The 20,262-nt window shown below is 45.2% G+C and carries 19 protein-coding genes; 9 read left to right on the forward strand and 10 right to left on the reverse strand.

Annotated features, from left to right (window positions below; translation table 11 throughout):
• Positions 1-5 precede the first annotated feature (5 nt).
• The 3 genes from LOH54_RS01115 (at position 6) to LOH54_RS01125 (ending at position 2,432) form a co-directional block, all read left to right on the forward strand.
• Positions 6-578: a suppressor of fused domain protein gene (locus tag LOH54_RS01115; RefSeq protein ID WP_231019784.1), complete on the forward strand. Its 573-nt coding sequence runs from the start codon at positions 6-8 to the stop codon at positions 576-578.
• A gap of 410 nt (positions 579-988) precedes the next feature.
• The gene (locus tag LOH54_RS01120) at positions 989-1,591 is read left to right on the forward strand and encodes a hypothetical protein (RefSeq protein ID WP_231019786.1); all 603 of its coding nucleotides are present in this window, start codon (positions 989-991) and stop codon (positions 1,589-1,591) included.
• Positions 1,592-1,610: 19 nt separating this feature from the next.
• Positions 1,611-2,432 carry a hypothetical protein gene (locus tag LOH54_RS01125; protein ID WP_231019787.1) on the forward strand — a complete coding sequence of 274 codons (822 nt, stop codon included), beginning with the start codon at positions 1,611-1,613 and terminating at the stop codon, positions 2,430-2,432.
• A gap of 69 nt (positions 2,433-2,501) precedes the next feature.
• On the opposite strand, the gene LOH54_RS01130 is transcribed toward LOH54_RS01125, so the two are convergent.
• Both LOH54_RS01130 and LOH54_RS01135 read right to left on the reverse strand, forming a co-directional pair.
• Positions 2,502-4,163, reverse strand: a complete 1,662-nt coding sequence (locus LOH54_RS01130; RefSeq protein ID WP_231019789.1) for a hypothetical protein — start codon at positions 4,161-4,163, stop codon at positions 2,502-2,504.
• A 264-nt stretch (positions 4,164-4,427) separates the two neighbouring features.
• Positions 4,428-5,420, reverse strand: a complete 993-nt coding sequence (locus LOH54_RS01135; protein ID WP_231019791.1) for a WYL domain-containing protein — start codon at positions 5,418-5,420, stop codon at positions 4,428-4,430.
• Positions 5,421-5,582: 162 nt separating this feature from the next.
• On the opposite strand from LOH54_RS01135, the gene LOH54_RS01140 reads away from it, so the two are divergent.
• The 4 genes from LOH54_RS01140 to LOH54_RS01155 all read left to right on the forward strand — a co-directional run bounded on the left by LOH54_RS01140 (position 5,583) and on the right by LOH54_RS01155 (position 7,884).
• Positions 5,583-5,861, forward strand: coding sequence for a multiubiquitin domain-containing protein (locus tag LOH54_RS01140; protein ID WP_231019793.1), 279 nt, complete (start codon positions 5,583-5,585; stop codon positions 5,859-5,861).
• A complete protein-coding gene (locus tag LOH54_RS01145; protein ID WP_231019795.1) occupies positions 5,836-6,996 on the forward strand; it encodes a ThiF family adenylyltransferase in 1,161 nt (386 codons plus the stop codon). Before LOH54_RS01140 ends, LOH54_RS01145 begins: the two co-directional genes overlap by 26 nt.
• Entirely contained in the window at positions 6,993-7,397 is a 405-nt protein-coding gene (locus LOH54_RS01150) for a ubiquitination-like system serine protease family protein (protein WP_231019797.1), read from the forward strand. The genes LOH54_RS01145 and LOH54_RS01150 overlap by 4 nt, the downstream gene beginning before the upstream one ends.
• Positions 7,398-7,560: 163 nt before the next feature.
• Complete coding sequence (locus LOH54_RS01155) at positions 7,561-7,884, forward strand: hypothetical protein (protein WP_231019799.1); 324 nt, start codon at positions 7,561-7,563, stop codon at positions 7,882-7,884.
• Between the two features lie 168 nt (positions 7,885-8,052).
• Here the strand turns inward: LOH54_RS01155 and LOH54_RS01160 are convergent, their stop codons facing one another.
• Entirely contained in the window at positions 8,053-8,883 is an 831-nt protein-coding gene (locus LOH54_RS01160; protein WP_497022895.1) for a DUF8758 domain-containing protein, read from the reverse strand.
• 18 nt (positions 8,884-8,901) lie between these two features.
• Positions 8,902-9,810: a DUF488 domain-containing protein gene (locus LOH54_RS01165; RefSeq protein WP_231019803.1), complete on the reverse strand. Its 909-nt coding sequence runs from the start codon at positions 9,808-9,810 to the stop codon at positions 8,902-8,904.
• Between the two features lie 189 nt (positions 9,811-9,999).
• Between LOH54_RS01165 and LOH54_RS01170 the strand changes: the two genes are divergently transcribed.
• Complete coding sequence (locus tag LOH54_RS01170) at positions 10,000-10,341, forward strand: hypothetical protein (protein WP_231019805.1); 342 nt, start codon at positions 10,000-10,002, stop codon at positions 10,339-10,341.
• Between the two features lie 315 nt (positions 10,342-10,656).
• Here LOH54_RS01170 and LOH54_RS01175 read toward each other — a convergent pair whose 3' ends face one another.
• The 6 genes from LOH54_RS01175 to tig all read right to left on the reverse strand — a co-directional run bounded on the left by LOH54_RS01175 (position 10,657) and on the right by tig (position 18,770).
• Positions 10,657-11,049: a DUF4279 domain-containing protein gene (locus tag LOH54_RS01175; protein ID WP_231019807.1), complete on the reverse strand. Its 393-nt coding sequence runs from the start codon at positions 11,047-11,049 to the stop codon at positions 10,657-10,659.
• A 10-nt stretch (positions 11,050-11,059) separates the two neighbouring features.
• Positions 11,060-14,950 carry a polymorphic toxin type 33 domain-containing protein gene (locus tag LOH54_RS01180; protein WP_231019809.1) on the reverse strand — a complete coding sequence of 1,297 codons (3,891 nt, stop codon included), beginning with the start codon at positions 14,948-14,950 and terminating at the stop codon, positions 11,060-11,062.
• A 264-nt stretch (positions 14,951-15,214) separates the two neighbouring features.
• A complete protein-coding gene (locus LOH54_RS01185) occupies positions 15,215-16,126 on the reverse strand; it encodes a magnesium chelatase domain-containing protein (protein ID WP_231019812.1) in 912 nt (303 codons plus the stop codon).
• Between the two features lie 212 nt (positions 16,127-16,338).
• Positions 16,339-16,860 carry a peptide deformylase gene (gene def / locus LOH54_RS01190; RefSeq protein ID WP_231019814.1) on the reverse strand — a complete coding sequence of 174 codons (522 nt, stop codon included), beginning with the start codon at positions 16,858-16,860 and terminating at the stop codon, positions 16,339-16,341.
• Between the two features lie 5 nt (positions 16,861-16,865).
• A complete protein-coding gene (gene clpP, locus LOH54_RS01195; protein ID WP_231019816.1) occupies positions 16,866-17,456 on the reverse strand; it encodes an ATP-dependent Clp endopeptidase proteolytic subunit ClpP in 591 nt (196 codons plus the stop codon).
• 3 nt (positions 17,457-17,459) lie between these two features.
• Positions 17,460-18,770 (reverse strand): trigger factor, encoded by a 1,311-nt coding sequence (gene tig, locus LOH54_RS01200; RefSeq protein WP_231019817.1) that lies wholly within the window; start codon positions 18,768-18,770, stop codon positions 17,460-17,462.
• 259 nt (positions 18,771-19,029) lie between these two features.
• On the opposite strand from tig, the gene LOH54_RS01205 reads away from it, so the two are divergent.
• A complete protein-coding gene (locus LOH54_RS01205) occupies positions 19,030-20,241 on the forward strand; it encodes a NifS family cysteine desulfurase (RefSeq protein ID WP_231019820.1) in 1,212 nt (403 codons plus the stop codon).
• Positions 20,242-20,262 lie beyond the last annotated feature (21 nt).

A 20,262-nucleotide genomic window follows, 5' to 3' on the forward strand; every position in this document is an offset into this window, starting at 1 on the left:
TTGATATGTCAGAAGTATCAAACGAAAATATAGCTTTAGCAAAAATGGCAAGAGATGCTTTTGGTGGTACTGCAAAGGTTAGGCGATACTATGATGAAAAAGAAGAAAAAAGTGTTGACATATTGACAAGTGAAGATGAAAAGTTATTGTCGTATGCAACAATTGGCTTGTCTGACTCACCTCTATACATTGATGGGAAAGAATATGAAGTTCGTGTTGAATTAGTAGGTGCGTCGTATGCAAATATCGATTATTTTCCGAATGTTTTAGCGACTGCTGCATTCAACATAATGAACTCCAAGTGGGAATGCTACCCAGGTGTGATTTTTGATAATATTATTTCAATGTATGATTCATCAATTGAGATGAAGCATCTCTTGTTTGTCCCTCCCTTTGTTTGGGATAATAGATTAGAAACTATAGAATTTGAAAATAAGAAAGTGGCTTGGTTGCAAATAATTCCAATTTCTGATGAAGAGCGAAGTCTGGCTCTAGAAAAGAGTTCAGAAGCTCTTGAAGAATTATTAGAGCAATCAGAGGTTGATGTTTATAACATACTGCGTCAGTCAATCGTATAACCTTAGATGATTTACTTTGTAAACCACCAGGTAATACATAAAAAGGTTGCTGCTCTGCTGTTTGGATGACATGTGTAATGTGCTAAATAGAAAAATTGTCGATATTCAGCCAGAGAGAATCTTGCATATTGTCAAAGTGTAATATATCTTCGAGAAAGATGTTTAGAAGACATTGTACTGTTGTAGGAATTGGGAACAAATGGCTTGGGCTTAATCGACTTTTGTGTCTGTTTTTCTGTATATGAATTAAACATGATATACTGGAATTCATACGGTGTGGTCGGCAATTTCTGCAATTTTTTGTGGTATGATTTCGCTACTTTTTATTTTAAAAGGCTGAATGCCATATTGTTGAGAAAGCGGCAGATTCCAAAATCTGCCGCTTTTTGGAATCCTGTAAAGGGGGTTATATGAAAATTGAAGAGCTCTCGCTCAATGACTATAAAGAGTTATTGGGTTATCTAAGCAAAACGCAAAGCGATAGTCTAATCGACAATGATTCTGTAGAACATGCAGCTATTTTGGTTTCAGAGCTTGTGAAAAGCGCAACTAAAGAAATAAGATTATTTACGACAAGTTTTTGTGAAGAGTTTTATAACCGGTCAGATGTCATTAATGCCTTCGAATCTGCAGCCGAGAAAAAAGTACAGTTCCAGATTATTTCTAGAAAGCCATTACATGAAAACCCTGCGTATGCTGCCTATAATGACCTGTTTCAAGAAAGAGTCAGTGTGAAGACATTATCTACAGGAATTGTTATAGCAAATGAAGATGATGCATCGGAACGAATGGAACTGAACAATTTTATGATTATTGACAAACGTGGAATTCGATATGAGCAGGGAAGCATTGAGACACCTTGCAACGGTCTCAAGAATGTAAATGCTCGAGGGACATTCAATCGGCCTGTAGATGCCGAACTGTTTGTCGATGCTTTTGATAAGGCATGGAGTAGGGCCAATTTTTTGGCACTGCACGCACAAACTAATTCATCAACTGCACAAAAGTACTAGAAAGGCGGGATACTGGAGGTTGGGGAATCAATTTGCGGATAAAAAGGAACTTCAAGCAGCCAGTGTAGATGAATTAGCGAGACAAACCATTACAAGATACAACAAATGGAGCGAATGGCTTAGTTTTATTGACAGGTACCTTTCCAAGCCAGTATATTACGTCTTAGTACTTGATTACTTTTTAATCCTATTTCAGTGGGTACCGATTCTTGGCCCTTATTTCAGACAATTTAGCCTTTCAACATACTTTGTTGGACTTTTCGCAGGAAATCCTACAGCATCGCTAACCTCAATGTATCTGCTTGCTCCGCTTATTGCGTTGTATTTTAGAGAGCAATCTATGATTGTGGACGGTTTCATTTCTGATTATGACATGGAACGGGAATCTAGCCCAAAACGAACGCTCTTGGATGAAAAAAAAGATGACTATGATGTTATGCCAAATGGCATAAAGCTTGACAAGCTCATGGCTAACCAGCGTTTCCTCAATGAGTTCGATGATGGACGAGAAATTCAGAAGTTTATTAATACGGCAATAGCGGCTGGACAGAAGCGTGAAAAGATAAAGACCGTCTCTCCACGTAAGATTTCTGTCTTGGTTGGGTTGATGATTCCAGGAATGATGTTGTCTGCAGCAGTGCATGATTCAATTGCGTTTGTGTTGTCTGCATGTCTGCTCCTTGTTATCATGACTAATATTATGGCTGAAGTGATCTATGGACTACGAAGTTATGGGAAATCTTCATTGTTCAAAAGTGCAACAGATGCGTCACATCATTTAATGATGGAAGCAATGCAGGAGAATGCCGAGAAACCCGCTGTGCACTTTATTTTTAAGTGACTTTTTCTCCGTTCTGCCCACGAATCGGTTTCCCTTCATTGGCACATAGACACTTGCTCTAGATTACAATCAACAAAAAATATGTGACTGGTAGGCTTTTTTGATAGCATTTTTTAAAGAGTTATAAATGTCTTTGTGTCTGAAAACATATGATTTGTAAACTGGTAGTTCTAGTTTTCTAATTTGTATTTTTCCACCAGCTTCCACTGACTTGGCAACTGCGTGAAATCGCCCTTTGTGCTGAACGACTTTTTGGAGGAGCCTGACGATTTCATCTGCAGTAATATTATTTGACATGGCACTGAAAAGAAGACCTGCAAAAGCATCGCTTTTCTGTGTCCTTTCAATTTCAAGCAGGTAGGCACTTTTACCATCTTCTAGATAGATTTTAACTAAGAGAAAATGTCTGTATGTATATAACGTCTTGTTCAGATTTTTGTATCTATGAAGATGCCAGCGACCTTTTATGTTTTTATCTAACTGCTTTTTTCTGATAGTACAGTAAGAGGAACCATGACTTTCGGTGCCATCATTCCCAACAAAATGAAAATCAGAAACTTGGGAATCAACATCTTTGACCATTTCGGTCAGTGCATCAACTGTTTTAGAAAGTAATCCGGATAGGTCCGCTGGCGCTTTACTCTGCTTCAACTGCGCGATACCTTCAGAGTCCTTTCTATTGGTCGGATCACCAGACGAAAGACCGGTCACCTCTTCATAACCTTCATGGTTGGCGGGGGGCATACCTTCAATTTCTTTGATCGCGGTTGATCTGGTCACAGGCGCAGTCGGGCCGAGAAGTTTTACTTCGGATCTTATAAAGGCCCTCCCTGTTTTAATCCCTGGGTCGTTCATTCCGTCGACACCCAGATCTTCCTGGTCAATAATTCTAGGGTTTTTGAGACCCTTTGGAGAGCTATCTGTTCTTTCGGGATCGTTAGTGCGGTATTCCGTTTCGAGGCATTCGACTTTGAAATCTTGGGGTTGTGATACACCCGTTATACGCAAGATGAGGAATGTCTGATTGTCTACCCAAAGGCCTCTACCACTCAGAGCCATGCTTGTAGGATGGAAAGGGAGAACCTCTGGGTATCTGTCTTCATAGGGCCGCCCATTTGGCATAGCCCTTGTCCTTTGCACACTCGCCCATAGTCGACTGAGTCTTTGGAACGAAGCCTTATTAAGCTTTAAATATGCCAACAATGTCATATTCTCTGACAAATGGTTTTCTCGGGATTCAATAACGTATCGAACATCTTCCTCTTTGGCCTTTTTGACATGCAGTTCCAGGAAATCAGGAAGGTTGTAGTGGAGTAAGTGGGATCTGAACTGCTTGTGGTAAGGAACGACTGCACTGGTTAGGAATTCAAGCCCTGGTATCAATATGGTGGCTCCGCTTATGGTACGTAGTTTGGTGAGCGTCGAATTCAAAAAATGGTATGTGGCAACCTTGCCCATATCCCCTAGCCAGTATTGGCTCGAAGGGATAAAGTAATTTGACGTTAATGGGTCTTTACTGCTAAATGTTATTACTTCCGGCGCATCAATGGTAAAGTCGAAAGAAAATTGCTCATGTTTCAGCCGTTGCCAATTGCGTCCAGTTTTTCTTTGTCCTTCCCAAACGCTTCCAATCCTAATGATGTCCAGTTCCGTAAGAGGCACTTTAAACACTTGTGCAGTATTTGATAGAGATCCATTTGATTTAATCTCTTTTGTTGATATTTCTACCATTGGGACACTTGAACTTAATGTAGTGTTGATTACAGGACCGTACCACCATATAACACGGAGAGTTTTGTCATTAGGGAAAGATTTTATTAACGGGAAAGAGTCCATAGGTTATTTGAGATTCATATCAAAGTATTGTTGAAAGATAGTAGCATAATTGATTGGAAATAATGATTGAACCTGTCAAGGAATGAAAGATTGAATTACCTTATATGCGGAGCAACCGTATGTGATAAAACTATTCTTTTCGCCGCAAGTCAAATGAACTTAAGAGCCTGATTCTTCAAGTAGTTTTGCATACATAAGTGAACGTTCTCTCATTATCCTGATGAGTTCTTGATTCTCATCATTATTACATACAACTACATCAGGCATGTATTTTTGTATTGTCGGTATGATATCTCTGTATTCATCTCCATCCGTAGTAATAATATTGTAAAAAATATATTTTTTATCTTCAATAATCTTTGAACCTGTAGCGCGCTTCCAAGTACTAAAATAGGGTGTACTTTTTATGTATTCTTCAAAGTGTTCTGGGATCATGACTTTAACTTTCTTATGTTTTTGGTAAGGTTTGTAGAAAGCATTCATACCTTTGTTTGAATCTTTGACTTGATGCCGCAATTCCCGAAGTACACTATATTTTGCATAACTATTAATAGGTTCGATCTTTTCAATTTTTCTAAATGCAAGATAACGTATTTCTTTTCCAGAATCTGTTTTAAACTCACCGATAAGATACCAGTAGTATTCCATATTCGCTATTCGTATTGGTAAAACTTCGCGCTGCTTTATTTCACCGTTTTTTCGATAATGGAGATTGATATATTGCCCAGCCCTTATGGCCATTTCAACGGTAGCAAAGAATGATTTCATTGGCTCTGCATCTTCAATAGTGTCCGGCTGAAGTAGGTTGTAATAGCGTCTCTTTTTATAGTAATTGACAATTAATCCCACTTGTTGGGACAGGGAGTGCCCAAAGTGAGAGCTATTTTTTAGGATACCGGTTAAAACGACGGCCTCTTCTGCTTTGATAAAGGAATCGTCCAAAAACCTTGGGCGTTTTGCTATCCAAAGTTTTTCTTTTCTAACGTATTCAATGTCATCGGAATAAAAATGATCTCTTACATCTCGAAAATTTCTTGCCAGGGTTAATTCGTTTACATCATAAAAATCAGCGAAACTGGAAAGGACCACAGATTGGCTTCTGGAAAGCTCATTTAAGATAATGACAACGACTTCTTGTGCTTTATATTTCAAATGGGTCCTTTAAAAAAAGAGTACTTCAAGACCTTTTTTTTGGTCTTGAAGTGGTGTATAATTATATCAGAGGTTCACTAGGATGTGAATCTTGCAGAGTCCTTTTGGTTATCTCAATGAGGTGGCCATTCAATCGCTATGACGACTATATAAGGAGTATACATGCCTGGCGAAAACAACAACGGAAGTAATGCACCCGGACAGAACAAAGAATATAGCATTATCATCAATGGTAGACCAGTTACGGTCAAAGACCACAAACTTACGTATGAACAGGTTCTTGAACTTGCTAAGATTCCTGCAGGTGGTCAAACAACCCTCTATATAATTACGTATGAACGTGGAGAACACGGAAATGCAGAAGGTACATTGGCGCCAGGTGGTTTCGTTGTCATTAAAGATGGGATGGTGTTCAATGTCGACACAACTAATAAATCGTAGCCCTGATTTAAAACGATTACGTGATGAAGGTTTCAGCGTACACATAAAAGGAGGACTCTTGGTGATAGATGATGTTCCCTACGTGACTGCTGAAAGAAAAGTATCAATAGGAACATTGGTCTCGACATTGGCGCTTCAAGGTGAGAAAGCCGCCTACGACAATATGCACGTCGCGCATTTTGCAGGGAGTCAGCCCTGCTTTGCGGACGGACGTCCGATCAATGAAATAATGCATCAAACTATTGAGACAAATCATGGTAATGGTATCATAACCAAGATGTCTTTTTCAAGTAAGCCAAGCGGAGGATATAGAGATTATCATCATAAAATGATTACATACATCAATATCCTACAGGCTCAGGCCCAGGTGATTGATTCATCAATGGATGCGAAACGTTTCCGTCCACTTGAAGATGATGTCACTTCAGTATTCAACTACGTCGACACGAATGCAAGCAGAGCATCGATCACCGAACTTACAGAAATGTTTGCGGAGCAAAAGATAGGTATTGTCGGTTTAGGTGGGACAGGGTCCTATATCCTTGATTTTATAGCCAAGACGCCTGTTAAAGAGATTCATCTTTTTGACGGGGATGCTTTCCTGACACATAATGCATTCCGCGCTCCGGGTGCTCCCTCCATAGAGCAACTCAATGAAGGGATGAGCAAAGTCGACTATTTGAGTGACATATATTCCAAGATGCACAAAGGGATACGCGCGCATTCTCTCTTTATGACGGAGCAACATATGGAGCTGTTGAAGGAGATGGATTTTGTGTTTGTTTCCATCGACAGCGGTGAAATTAAGCGTTTGATTTTCGATTATCTTGATGGGAATGATATCCCCTATATAGATGTTGGAATGGGGTTGACAATTGAAGAAAAAGTGTTGCGTGGGTCAGTGCGCACTACCGCCTTTATGGCAGAAGAGCACAAGGGGCTTAGAAGGATGATTGATTTCAGCGAAGGAGTGGATAACGCTTATAGCACTAATATCCAGATCGCTGAATTGAATGGGCTTAATGCTGCAATTGCAGTCCTAAGATGGAAGCAACATCTCGGGTTCTACCAATCGCTTGTGGATGAAGGACAGGTGATGTTTAGTATTAATACCCTTGGCCTGGTGAAGACATGAGACATGAATTTGTCGAATTTATTCCAGAGAAACCGGATGAGGGAGTGTTATATATCTCTATCCCCTATAAGACAACATTGCATCTCTGTGCATGTGGTTGTAAAAGGGAGGTTTTTACCTCCCTATCACCAGCAGGATGGAAATTGATATTTGATGGAGAAACAGTTTCACTTGATCCCTCAATCGGGAATTGGGATTTCCCATGCCAGTCGCATTACTTTATCAAAAAAGGGAAGGTAAAGTGGTCTTATGGTTTTTCTGATGAACAGATCCGTGAAGTCAAAGAAAGGGATCTTGAGGATAAAGAACAGTACTATCGAGCAAAGGAAGAAGTAGAGATACAGATATCACACAGTCCCTGGGCGAGAATCGTTCGATACTTTTTTAAAAGGAATAAGTAGGAAGCATCTCAGAAATGACAAGATAGACAGTGTAATAGAAATGCGTCTATAATTGTCGAATAAAAGTGTAGTAGTTAAATGATGTCAGTATGAAGACTGAGTGTTTTGGGGGAGCATTACGTATGTTGGAAGCATGTAGATTGAAAATTACAAAAGGATCATTGTGGGAATAATACAGCACATTACGCTGCTCTTTGATAAGAAGGCGGTTACGATTACAATCGAAGACCATGAAAACGGTGTATTTGGGGCAAGCTTCGAGGGGAGAGAAGGCATTTTTACATCGGCAGAAGAAGGTGAACGACGTTTTATTAAAAACGAGGAAGTATTTGTTGACAGTGATGCGCAGAAACTTTTGCGGGAGTGCGTTGGGCGCTTAGTCAAGGCAAATGGGCAGTATGTATCTGCGCACAGTCATTCGCCTACAATAGTTGATCTTGAACAACTAAAGGGGATACTTGGGCTTGATGAGATTTCACACGCCTAGTGTCTAGATTCAAGAGCAGTTACGCAGCAGGATGAGCAAGCGATGTGAATAAGCTCAATATCTGTTTGAAAGAAGTCAAGGAACTGCTGTCTACAAGAAGCAAAAGTCGTATAGTGACTAAAAATCATATTTATTGATGTGGTAAAAATTTGAAATAGTTCCTCAGATTCAAAATAGGCTAGGCTGATATCGCTTTGTAAAAGGTGGATAGAATAAGCCAATGATGGTGTAGGGATTTCTTGCTTTTCGAATGTGCATTTGTTTCATTGTACCAAGGAAGAGATACAGATCCTTATTTTTAATAAAAGTTTCAAGTTTTTCTTTGACCTTTTGCTGCGCAACATTTTTCCCATGTCTATTTTTTTCATTTAAATATAATTGAGAAATTTCCCAATCAATGATACTCATTGAGCTTTCAACGCCTTCATCATCTTTAAAATGTAACTTGAACTTGTAGGGTATATGGGGCATGGCCGTAAATTCGGATCTCGTCTCTTCATCATCGAATAACGATCGTGTTGAATTTAGGAATTCTAGTTCATCCTTCTTGGAAGGTGCTGGCTTGAGATTAGCTTCTATTTTGACGCCCAAATACTCCGTTGGCTTAAAAGTACATAGAGAGAATTTATTGCTCTTTGCAGCGTCTAGGATGAAAGAGAGATTGGTATACACTTTGGAGTTTTGAAGTATTAATTGTCGACGTCTTCCCCAATCTCCTTGAGGGGGTACATTGTCGAGTATGTCCATGGTACTTGTATTAATTCGGAAGCTTTCGGGACGAGGATCGCGGGAATCTGCGGTGACTTCAGCATCTAACCAGGTGTACCTATTGAATTTTTTATAGTCTTCCATTGTACGAAAAGGGATTGGATAGATTCTGATCCAATCGCCGTTTTCCGTAATTCCGGCAGTACACATCAGTTCACCATATTTTTTCGAACGGGTCGGATAGGTTTTAGCTACTACAAAAATTCTTTTTCGTGGACTGGAAAAAATAATATTTCCTTACATGATTACCTATGAAATATTATTATATCCAAGTCCAAACATTTTTTTCAAATTTTCAGCAATCACCCCTCGATGGCAATACTCAATATCTTTTTCAAAGCAGGTCAAAGCAATTTTTTCATTAGAGGCAATATCATTAATGTATTTGAGAGCATTTTGTGCTACATCTGATGGAATAGTCTCGCGTTGGTAGTCTGCGAAAAGCATTTGATAGTCGCTAATGTCATTAAGTTCTTGCCTATTTTCAGACTCTATCCCAAGCTCGGGGAGGTGAAGATATCGAATACCAATTTTTTCAAGTGTACTCTTAAGCATGTGCTTTGAAAATCCGAACTTCATGCTGAAGGGGTTTTTTCTGACATCACAAAGTACTTTGATGTCATTATTGATAAGAAGGTTGACGTAATGTTCGAAGGTAATTCCCTCATACCCAATGGTGAATAGCATTACACCATCATCAATCAACTTTGGCTCTTTTTGATATCTTTTTTCCAAGAACTTATGGGCGATTTTACTATGCAATGTGTAGTACGGATAGTTCTTATAAACGTATGCAATAAGGTCATTGCCTGACAGATCTTCATATTTGCTGGCAAATGACAAAATTGCGTGTTTATCTTTCTCTTTCAGGCCACTTAACGAATTGCCTTCGCTTTCTAGACCATTGATCAGGTTCTCTTCATCGTTGATTTGAATGAAAGCATAATTGTGCAGGGTTCTTAAATCAGCGTTAGCCTGGAATGAGTAGCAGCCATAATGGTATGGGACGAATTCATATGCCTTTTTCTTACTAGTTTGAACTTCTTCAACAAACAAAAAAAGTAGTTTTTGTAGATCTAATTTGGAGAGTGGTCTTTTGAATGCATGTATCAGTGACAAAAGTAATCGTTGTCTGTAAAAAGTAGGCTGTGTTTTCATGCAACTATCCTAACTATAATTGTATCCAATCAAGTTGAGGTACAATCAAATAAAATATTGATATTGTACAATAAAATATATATATATGGGTAATAAATTAGGAATTATGGAATATGAATGTAAATAAAATATGTATTTATTTGATAATATATTGTATCATTGCTATGAATTATATTGGGAACGTGTTCAGTGACATATACCGAATTCTTACAGTTACTAGAAAAGCATGAGATTGATGTGGGTGGGATCGCATCAAAATTGGGCTATTCGAAAGGCAGTATTGAAAACAATTGGGCTAAAACGGGAGAAGTGCCAAGAAAAGCCGTACTTGCACTAGAGTTGTATCTGGAGTTACGGCAAGAAAAGCATGCCAATGAAGTATTGAAACAGAAATTGGAAGAATACGATAGAAAGCAGAATCTAACTCAACTTCTTTCGAAGAAAGCATTACAGATCGCGGAACGAAAAAGCAATGAGAATGGACTGGAGCTAGAGGATTATATCTCTTCATTAATCATTTCGACAATTTAGAGAATTGCTATAAATGCATACGAGATGTTGTACCCGTAACTCATTTAGTGGTAACAATCAGAAACGTCAATCGCATCAATCCTAGTCGTGTTGAATAGTCGTAACGGGTTGTCGGTATACCTATGATTTGGAGTTCTCATATATAGGGTTATGAGGCTTGTCAATGTCAATCTCCACGTCGTCAGGACTCAACAACATATTTTTTTTTGCTAAGCATCGCTTTTCAAGGATACCAGTTTAAACCAGTAAATCATATATTAGTAAATCCCACTTTAGAAGGCGGGATAAGCCTTGTTGTCATAGTTTGTAAAACAATCACTCTTTCATGCAATAAATGTCCAGATCCAATTCTGCATTGATTGAACACAGAAACTCTAGACTTTCTTTAGTAAATGAAAAACTTGGCATCAAATCATTTGAGTACACAACAATACTTAGCTTTTTTTCCGTATCTAGAGAAGACAGGACGCCCTCTTGTTGAGGTGTGAGATGTAGTATTAGGTCATGCAAAATGCTATCTACATGCAAAATATCTTTCTTCTGAATAGAAAACTCACAACCATTAGTTTTATATTCTATTGTACCTTTTTCATTTTTTAGATCACCAACTTTCCATATTTTTGTCGCATGGATTTTTTCAGCAATTTCACTTATATCATTTAACGCTCCAGATATTATTAAGCGCACAATTACTTCGTTTTTATACATATTTACCACCTCAAAAATCATTGATATTTAGACCAGTTGGTTCGCCTGGGCCTTTGCCGCCTTTACGTTTAACTACGATATCACCATTCTTTTTTTTGTACAAATCCTGGCGTGAATTTTCTTTTAAATCATGTGGGTGGATTCCACCCCTTTTTAATCTTTCAATTTCACCAGGACTTAACATTTTATCGTCATTGGCACAATAGGGGGAATTGTTCTCCCATGAGTCATCCCAAGCTACCGGATGAAACGCTGGTGGTGGGTTTAAGATCGAATAACCTATGCCCAAAACTGCCACACCTATCGTTGGGAAAAGTGGTATTAAGAAGGCAAATTTGCCAGTTGGGTCAATAAAATTAGCTGGATCCCCGAGGACATACCCATAAAGGTTGGTGTCCCCACCTGCAAACCCAATCGGATCCTTCGCCATCCACTTGCCGGTATAGGCATCATAGTCGCGGTAGCCAAAGCGGGTCAGCTTGGTATCCGGATCGTAGAGGCCTCCGGCGAATCCGAAGGGCACCTTGACATCAGGGTTGCTATCTGAAAGGATATTCCCGTAGGTGTCGTACTTGACGGCTTTGCGATCACCAAGGAATAAGAAGAGAGGTTTCTCATAGGCGTATTTGAATGTCCCCACCTGGTCGTATGCCAGGTAGAAGACCTTGCCGCTTCCCGTCGTCATCTTGTAGGGCATCCGTCCGGCTGCGTATTCGAACCGGCTGATCAGGTTGTCATTGCCGTCATAGACCGCCAGGAGCGTCGTCAGGTCCTTCCAGAGGTATTTCTCGACGATCTGTCCGTTGATCTTTTTGGCGACACGCTGGTTATTGGCATTCTGAAGGTATTCGATCACCGTGCCGTCAGGCTTGACGACCTTTATGAGTTCGCCGAGTGTGCCGTATTCGTACGTCGTCGTTCCTTCCGGCGTCGTCTTCTCTGAGAGGTAACCATCATCGTCATAGGCATATGTGTTCTGACCGTAGACGACCACCTGGTCATCCAGGGTGAAGTTCGCTGTTGTCGTCACACCGTTGATCGTCGCGCTTTGCCGGTTGCCGTTGGCATCATATACATACGACTCGACAGAGCCTGAATAAAGATCTTTTGCTTCAATCAAACGACCGAGGGAGTTATATTTATATTCATACAAGGCGAGTGGATTCACTTCTGAACCCTCAAGGCGCTGGGTGATCTTACCCGCGGGTGAACGCTGCAATATCTGGTAGTTATATCGATAGACTCCGGTTCCTTTGATAGTGGATGTATCGGTTTCGCCGTAATCATTATAGGTCATCTGAAGATCGAAGTGAATATCACCACTGTTCACGGATGTAAGCAAGCCATTCTCGGGGCTGTATGTCATTTGGGCGCCGCCGATCTGTGTCGGTTGGCCATCCCCGTTATAGACATAAGACTCGCTGGCACCAGCATAGGTGAAGCTCTCGACTCTAAAGTCGCTGTTGTAGCCCAAGCTCATCGTCTGGTTTAGCACGCCGCTTTGGGCGATGGAGGTGACAAGCGCACCGTCGTAACCGTAATCGATCTGCTCACTGCCGCGCATGACAGTGGAAGGATTGTCGCCGCAGTCGTAGCCATACGTTGTGTTTCCTTCAGGTGTTTGCACCTGCGATACCCGACCGCCGCTATACGTTGTAACAACCGTCTTGCCGCTCGGCTTCATGAGCGTGATCAGCCTTCTTTGCTTGTCGTAGATGTAAGCGGTCGCCTTACCCAGCGGAGAGGTATAGGAGTCACGCTTGTTGACGCCGTTATAGCTAAAGGAGTGGTCTCTCGGTATCGGCGTGGTGAGGACGATCATATTTCCATTGGCGTCATACTGGAAGTCTGTCGTATGCAAGTTGGGGTGGGTGATCTGCGTACGTCTGCCAAGGAGGTCGTAGGCATAGCCCGTTGTGAGTCCGTCAGGATCGATGACTGAGTCGAGGTGGCCGTCCGCATTATAGACATACGTTGTGGTTCTGGTACCTTGCGTGACGGTGGTCAGTCTACCTTCATTGTCATAGCCGTACTGTACCGGCAGTAGGTTGCCCAACTGCGAGGAGAGCATCAGGCGGTTGGCCGCATCATAGGTCTGGCTGGAAGTGATGCCTTCGGCCGAAACAGTCGTCTGGGTGGAACCGCTGTAATCACGTTCGTTCGTTACCGTAGCCCCGTTCGTTGTCGCTGTCCGCACCACTTTTGAGACGCTGTCTCCGTCCATCGTGTAACTGGCGGTATATGCTGTCTGCATGGAGAGTCCGCTTGGTTCCGTCCGTGTCGTGGAAGCAAGGATCCTACGCCCTTCCGCAGGATCCTTGACGAGCACTCCGTTTGCCGTCAGGTAGGTACTGGTCGTCTTCTCGCTGCACATTGTCGTGCTTGAAAGGGTGTCGTCAACGGCATTCTCGTAAAGAACGGTGTCGCCGGAAGGGAGGAACTTTTCCGTGACAAGGAGACCGTTCGCCAGGTAATGCTTTTTATAGGCGACGGCGTCGCCGGCAGCCCTGGTGACATTGATGTCAAGGGCTGTTGCTCCGCTGCTTTGGCCGAAGAGCCACTCTCCCTGCTCGGCATCAACAACTTTGACAACTTTCCCATTGCTGTCGAAGATGTGGAGGAAGCTGTTCCCGTTTGGTTCGGTCTCCTGGGTCATGAGATGGTTCTCATACGTGAAGCCATAGGACGACAGATCTTCGTACTGCACTTCCGTCAGATCCCCGTTCGCGTCTACGTTTAGGTAGGTACTCTGACCGTGCGGAGCCGTAACGCTTATGACGGTGCCGTTGGCGTCCCTGTTGAGTGTCGTCGTTTGACTGAAAGCGTCTGTCACGGTAGTAAGCAGACCCTGACCATCATAAAGGAAGGAGGAGATTGTCTGTTTGGTGTAGGCATCGCGTGTCAGTACATGTTTGCCTTCGGCATCAAACAGGTATTCATGCGTTCCAAGTTTTACGACAAGATTGCCGTTCTCCTGGACGGGGGTGTCGACCGCGTAGATGGTGCTGTCCAGATAGAGTTTGTCTCCGGAGAAAACCGCGTGACCGTTCAGGCTCCAGCCGTAGGCGACGGTTCGGCTGCGGTTCTCATCAATGTCTCCTGAGGAGTAGTGCAGACCATACTCGGAACCGCTGATCGCGATCTCCTCGTGGAAGGTGGTGTCGCGCGGGGAAACATATGAACTGATGGACTCATCGCATATAGGTTGGTCCTCGTCTGTCTTCTTGACACAGCGGTGGAGATCTTCACAGGGTGTATTTGCCGTCTGAACTGACCCATTAAGATCTTCACAAGCCGTCGTTAGATTATTATCGACGCCAGACCATTGGTAAAGGATCTCCTCATTGTCGCCTTTGGCTGGAAAGTTTGCTTGAGTTTCGTCGCACACGGCAGGCAGTTTACACCGTTCATAATTGACGCATGTGAGTTTGCCGCTTTCTATCGTACCGTTGCTGTCAATACATTGCTGGTGTGATGCTGGCGCATCAAGTGTATCGCTTCTCCACGGAGTAGAATAAGTGGCATTGCTCTCTTGAACAGGAAAGGGGATGTCACTTTCATTGCATAGTAGGCATTGATAAAACTCGTTGGCGTAATGGTTGTCATAATAGTTTACATATTGGGTTGTAGTCCATTTTTTGCTGTATTTAAATACGTAATGGTGCGTCTGCCAATTTTTATAATATTTGTCACAGTAATATCGACTCGTATCTTCTAGCAATGAGCAGGGAGTAGAATAACTGCAATGTTGAGTCTGATCAGATACTCCAGAATCTTTTGAATACAGATACCAATATCGTGGTGCATCGCAGGCGCAGTTTTCATAACCCTCCTGCGTATCAGATACAGAAAAGAGTGCAGTTGGCAATAGCAAGAGTAACCCGAATATCATTTTAAGCATATGAGAATACCTTTGATCGTCAAGATGAGATTGAAAAATCCAGAAGCACCATCATTACCGTTGTGTATTGTGTGATCTTATTTATTAAAATTAATCCATGATATCATTAGTATATTAGCAAGAAATAAAAAAGAATATTTATTAGCCTATTTGATATTTTTTTAATTACCGTGTCTTAACACTATATTTGTTTTGCAATCTGTGCAAAATATGGGTTCCTCCCTTTTGATTGAAATTTCTTTCTTCAAAAAAGTAGTAGCATAATTATTTGGAAAGTAGCATAATTAGTTGGAAATGACAGCCGCCACCGAAAATGGAGGCGGAGGTACCGCTGTGGTGTGGAGCCCTGAAAGGGCGCAGCGGCGTGAAGTGGGGCGCTCTCCCTTCCAGCACGTCGAGTTTGGCGATGTCAAGGAGCTCGCCGTCGGTCATAGGCGGCAGGATATGGCGCAGCCGTTTGGCAATCATCGACTTCCCGGAACCGGGGCTTCCTTCGAGGAGAAGGTTGTGCATGCCGCACGCACTGATGAGCGCGGCGCGTTTCGCCACCTCCTGGCCGCGAATCTCCCCGAAGTCCTCGGGATAGTGTTTCTGATAATAGTAGCGGACATCCTGAAACGTCTGATGGGGAAACGGGATGGGTTTCGGTGCTGCCGGCCGGATGTTTGCATGCTCCTCCTCTTTGAAAAAGGCGATGGCGTCTTTAAGCGTTCCGGCACCGACAAAGGTGATCCCGGGAATGTTGGAGAGTTTATCGAGGGCCTCCATCGGGACGAGGGCATTGCGCAGCAGTCCCCTGTTGGCCAGGGAGAGAATCAGCGGATAGAGCATGAGGTTCTCCTTGACCGTGCCGTCAAGACCCAGCTCTCCGAAAGCGTACCACTCCGGGAAGTCCCGTTCGGAACTGTCTAGGGCGATCAGGAGGGCCATGGCGAGGTCGAACTGGCTGCCGTGTTTCTCGATGTCGCTGGGACTGAGATTGATCGTGATGCGTTTGGGCGGGAAGGTGAAGTCGTTTGCCAGTAGAGCGCTTTTGACCCGCTCCCGCGCCTCGGATATTGAGGAGGAGGCCAGGCCGACGACGGTGAAGGAGGGAAGACCGCGTGTCAGCGTGGACTCGACCGTGACCGGAAGTGCGTCGATGCCTTCGAGGGTGGCACATTTGAGCTGTTTCATGACAATACTCCCATAGGTCAGGAAGAATGGTATCCATATAAAATTTATAAAAACATTAATTGTTGTTTAGCGTTTTAGTAAAAGAGCGAGTATTCGTGTGTGGTGTAGTGATGCTGTGTGCCATGGTATGAGTGATGAAGACAATATCAAGGAGGGAAAAGTTGAATGAAAAGATGTTTGGGGCGACCTGGCACCTGGGAAAGGAGGTGTCGTTAGCCGTTCTTCTTCTCTTTTTGAATCCGCTTGTACTCTTTCTCGAATTTCTTGCGGCGAGTGTAGGTGAGCTTTTCAATAAAGAGCTTGCCGGCGAGGTGGTCCATCTCGTGCTGGACGGCGACGCTGAGCAGGCCGTCGGCTTCGAGGACCTGCTCGTTGCCGTGACGGTCTTGGTAACTGACGGTGACCGTCTCAAAGCGTTCGACGTCCTCGTAGAAGCCCGGCACGCTGAGACACCCCTCCTGGTAGAAGGTCGTGCCGTCGCTGAGCACGATCTGCGGGTTGATGATCTCCAGCAGTTCCGACTTGTCCTGTTCGCCCTGCTCGTCGGGGAGGTTGATGATGAGGACCTGGAGGGGTTTGGCGACCTGGATGGCCGCGAGGCCGATCCCGTTGGAGGCGATCATCGTATCGTACATATCGTCCAGGAAGGTATGGAGGGCTTCGTCGAAACGCTCAACAGGCTCGGAGAGCTGTTTGAGGCGTTTGTCCGGGTAGGTGACGATCGGAAGCTGCATGCGCCTTATTTCTTCGCGTTCTTGACGAGGACTTCGTCGATGAGGCCGTAGGCTTTGGCCTCTTCCGCACTCATGAAGAAGTCGCGGTCGGTATCTTTCTCGACCTTTTTCAGGCTCTGTCCGGTGTTCTTGGCAAGGATGCCGTTGAGCTCTTTTTTCATGCGCAGGATCTCGTTGGCCTGGATCTCGATGTCCGTCGCCTGTCCCTGGGCGCCGCCGAGGGGCTGGTGGATCATGATGCGCGCGTGCGGCAGGGCAAAGCGCTTGCCCTGGGCGCCGGAGCTGAGCAGGAAGGAGCCCATGGAAGCTGCCTGCCCGATACAGATCGTCGCGACGTCGGGACGGATGTAGTTCATCGTATCGAAGATCGCCATACCGGAGGTGACGACACCGCCGGGGGAGTTGATGTAGAAGTAGATGTCTTTATCCGGATCCTCCGCTTCGAGGAAGAGCATCTGAGCGACGATGGTCGAAGCGACGGCGTCATTGACCTCGCCGCTGAGCATGATGATGCGGTCCTTCAGGAGGCGGGAGTAGATGTCGTAAGAGCGTTCGCCCCGCGCACTTTTTTCAATGACGTACGGAATATAGCTCATGGTTTACTCTTCGGCTGTTGCCATTTTTGCGTTCAGCAGTCCGCTGAGCACTTTGTCTTCAACCATCGCCATCTGGATCGCCGGCAGGTAGCCGCTCTCTCTGTAGTGGTCGTAGGTCGCCTGCGGGTCCTGACCCGTCTGCATCGCTTCGAAGTAGATCGTCTGCATGACTTCCTGCTCGTTGACGTTGACGCCTTCGGCTCTGGCGAGGGCATCGACGATGAAGGTTGCCTTGACGGAGCGGGTTGCGTCGTCGCGGAAGGTTTCGCGGAGCTCTTTGACCTTCTCCTGGTCATCGCGCAGTGCCGCGAGCTCCTCTTCGCTCATTTCGCGCGCTTTGTTGTTCAGCGCCATGTCCATCTCCTGCTCGACGACGAACTCCGGCAGGTCGAAGTTGTATGCGGCGACGAAGGCCTCGAGGAGTTCCGGCTTGAGTTTCTCGTTGAAGAGCTTGCCGCGCTCTTCGTTCTCGAGCTGTTTCTGGACCTGCTCTTTGACCATATCTATCGTCGCGTCCTCTTCACCCGGCAGCAGCTGCTTGGCAAGCTTGGCGTCCATGCGGACCTTCTCTTTTGTCTGGATCTTGTGCAGTTTCACCTTGAACTGTGCCGGTTTGCCGGCCAGTTTTTCGCTGCCGTAGCTCTCCGGGAATGTGACGTCGATCATCTTCTCGTCGCCCGCTTTCATGCCGATGACCTGATCTTCGAAGCCCGGGATGAACTGGCCGCTGCCGATGTTGAGCGGGAACTCTTCGGCTTTGCCGCCTTCAAACGCTTCACCGTCGACGAAGCCTTCAAAGTCGATGACGGCAGTGTCGCCGTCTTCAACCGCGCGGTCCTCTTCGATGTCAACGAAAGGCGCCTGCGCTTTGGCGATCTCCTGGATACGGTCGGTGACCGCTTTGGCAGTGATCTTCGGCGCTTTGAAATCGGGAACCTTGGCCTGATAGTCGCCGAGGTCGAACTCGGGGCGCATTGCGACCTTGATCGTCATTTCGATCGTACCGTCCTCTTTCTTGTCGAACTTGGAGAACTGCGGCTCACCGATCAGGGCATCGGCAGCGATCTTGAGGGCATCCAGACCGATGTTCAGGGCTTCGCGGACCGCCTGGCTTTCAGCGTCTTGCATAAGGCGTTCGCCATACTGTTTCTTGACGGCGGATACGGGGACTTTTCCTTTGCGGAATCCCGGGATGTTTGCTTGCTTGCTCAGCTCTTTGGCCATGTTGTCGAAGTGCTTGTCCAGGTCGCCGGCGGTGACCGTCGCGCTGATTTCGGCATTGGCTGCGTTGATTTTGTTGGTGCTCATTTCCATGGTGATCTCTTACCTTTATCTTCTGTTTCTTCCGGCTCAGCCCATGCGGCAATACGGAGAAAAATTTCGCAATTCTACCTTAATTACATTAACACGACTCTTAGATTTCGGCGCTAGCAACTTCTTAAGCTTTTTTAAGTATTGAAATTGATTAAGGGATATCTAACGACAGATGATCTAATATCTCACCACACAAAGAGGACAAATTTTGTCTTTTTTAAAATTGTTATCAAAATAACATGTGAATTGAGGAAGAGCGATGCAAGTATATATGGACAACAATGCGACGACCATGGTAGACCCGGCGGTCGTCGAAGCAATGCTTCCATTTTTCAGCGAGCAGTACGGAAACCCGAACTCGCTGCATAAATTCGGCACTGCGTCCCATCCGGCGATCGCGAGAGCGATCGACCAGGTCTACGCAGCGATCAGCGCGTCGGACGACGACGATATCGTCTTTACGTCCTGCGCAACCGAATCGAACAACTGGGTACTCAAATCCGTCTGGATCGACAAGATCCTGCACGGGGAGAAGAACCATATCATCACCACAGAGGTGGAGCACCCCTCCGTCCTTTCCACCTGTAAGTTCCTGGAGGAGCAGGGCGTCAATGTAACCTACCTCCCGGTCAACGAGCAGGGCGTCGTCGATGCCCAGATGCTGCGCAGCTTCATTACGGACAAGACGGCGCTGGTCTCCGTGATGTGGGCAAACAACGAGACGGGAATGATCTTCCCGATCAAAGAGATCGGAGAGATCTGTAAAGAGAAGGGCGTGCTCTTCCATACCGACGGCGTCCAGGCCGTCGGCAAGATCCCCGTCGATGTCCAGGCGGTCCATGTCGACTTCATGTCGATGTCCGCACACAAGTTCCACGGCCCGAAAGGGATCGGGGCACTCTATATCCGTAACGGACAGGCCCTCTCCCCGCTGCTCAACGGCGGCGAGCACATGGGCGGCCGCCGTTCTGGCACCCTGAACGTCCCCTACATTGTCGGGATGGGCAAGGCACTGGAAATGGCGACAGTGAATATCGAAGAGAAGATGGCCAGCATCAGCGCTAAGCGCGACCGCCTCGAAGATGCGCTGCTGAAGCTCATTCCCGACACCTTTACGGTCGGTGAACGCGACCACCGTACTCCGAACACGATCCTCATCTCCATCCGCGGGGTCGAGGGCGAAGGGATGCTGTGGGACCTCAACAACGCGGCGATCGGTGCTTCCACCGGTTCGGCGTGCGCCTCCGAGGACCTCGAAGCCAACACGGTAATGCTCGCGATCGGTGCGGACCACGAACTGGCCCACACCGGTATCCGCCTGAGCCTTAGCCGCTATACGACGGACGAAGAGGTCGATTACGTGATCGATCACTTCAAAACGGCTGTCGAGCGTCTGCGCTCGATCTCCAGCTCATACGCCAAAGTCAAACCGACGCCCGGCGGTGAAGCCACTGCGTGTGAAATGCACTGAGAATTAGAGAGAGAAGGAAAC

The organism is Sulfurimonas sp. HSL-3221 (assembly GCF_021044585.1).
Lineage (GTDB): Bacteria > Campylobacterota > Campylobacteria > Campylobacterales > Sulfurimonadaceae > Thiomicrolovo > Thiomicrolovo sulfuroxydans.

Bases quoted from the DNA above. Each gene is read 5' to 3' on its own strand.
- LOH54_RS01115 (WP_231019784.1), top strand. From the start codon at position 6: ATGTCAGAAGTATCAAACGAAAATATAGCTTTAGCAAAAATGGCAAGA.
- LOH54_RS01120 (WP_231019786.1), top strand. From the start codon at position 989: ATGAAAATTGAAGAGCTCTCGCTCAATGACTATAAAGAGTTATTGGGT.
- LOH54_RS01130 (WP_231019789.1), bottom strand. From the start codon at position 4,163: ATGGTAGAAATATCAACAAAAGAGATTAAATCAAATGGATCTCTATCA.
- LOH54_RS01140 (WP_231019793.1), top strand. From the start codon at position 5,583: ATGCCTGGCGAAAACAACAACGGAAGTAATGCACCCGGACAGAACAAA.
- LOH54_RS01145 (WP_231019795.1), top strand. From the start codon at position 5,836: ATGTCGACACAACTAATAAATCGTAGCCCTGATTTAAAACGATTACGT.
- LOH54_RS01150 (WP_231019797.1), top strand. From the start codon at position 6,993: ATGAGACATGAATTTGTCGAATTTATTCCAGAGAAACCGGATGAGGGA.
- LOH54_RS01165 (WP_231019803.1), bottom strand. From the start codon at position 9,810: ATGAAAACACAGCCTACTTTTTACAGACAACGATTACTTTTGTCACTG.
- LOH54_RS01175 (WP_231019807.1), bottom strand. From the start codon at position 11,049: ATGTATAAAAACGAAGTAATTGTGCGCTTAATAATATCTGGAGCGTTA.
- LOH54_RS01180 (WP_231019809.1), bottom strand. From the start codon at position 14,950: ATGCTTAAAATGATATTCGGGTTACTCTTGCTATTGCCAACTGCACTC.
- LOH54_RS01185 (WP_231019812.1), bottom strand. From the start codon at position 16,126: ATGAAACAGCTCAAATGTGCCACCCTCGAAGGCATCGACGCACTTCCG.
- def (WP_231019814.1), bottom strand. From the start codon at position 16,860: ATGCAGCTTCCGATCGTCACCTACCCGGACAAACGCCTCAAACAGCTC.
- clpP (WP_231019816.1), bottom strand. From the start codon at position 17,456: ATGAGCTATATTCCGTACGTCATTGAAAAAAGTGCGCGGGGCGAACGC.
- tig (WP_231019817.1), bottom strand. From the start codon at position 18,770: ATGGAAATGAGCACCAACAAAATCAACGCAGCCAATGCCGAAATCAGC.
- LOH54_RS01205 (WP_231019820.1), top strand. From the start codon at position 19,030: ATGCAAGTATATATGGACAACAATGCGACGACCATGGTAGACCCGGCG.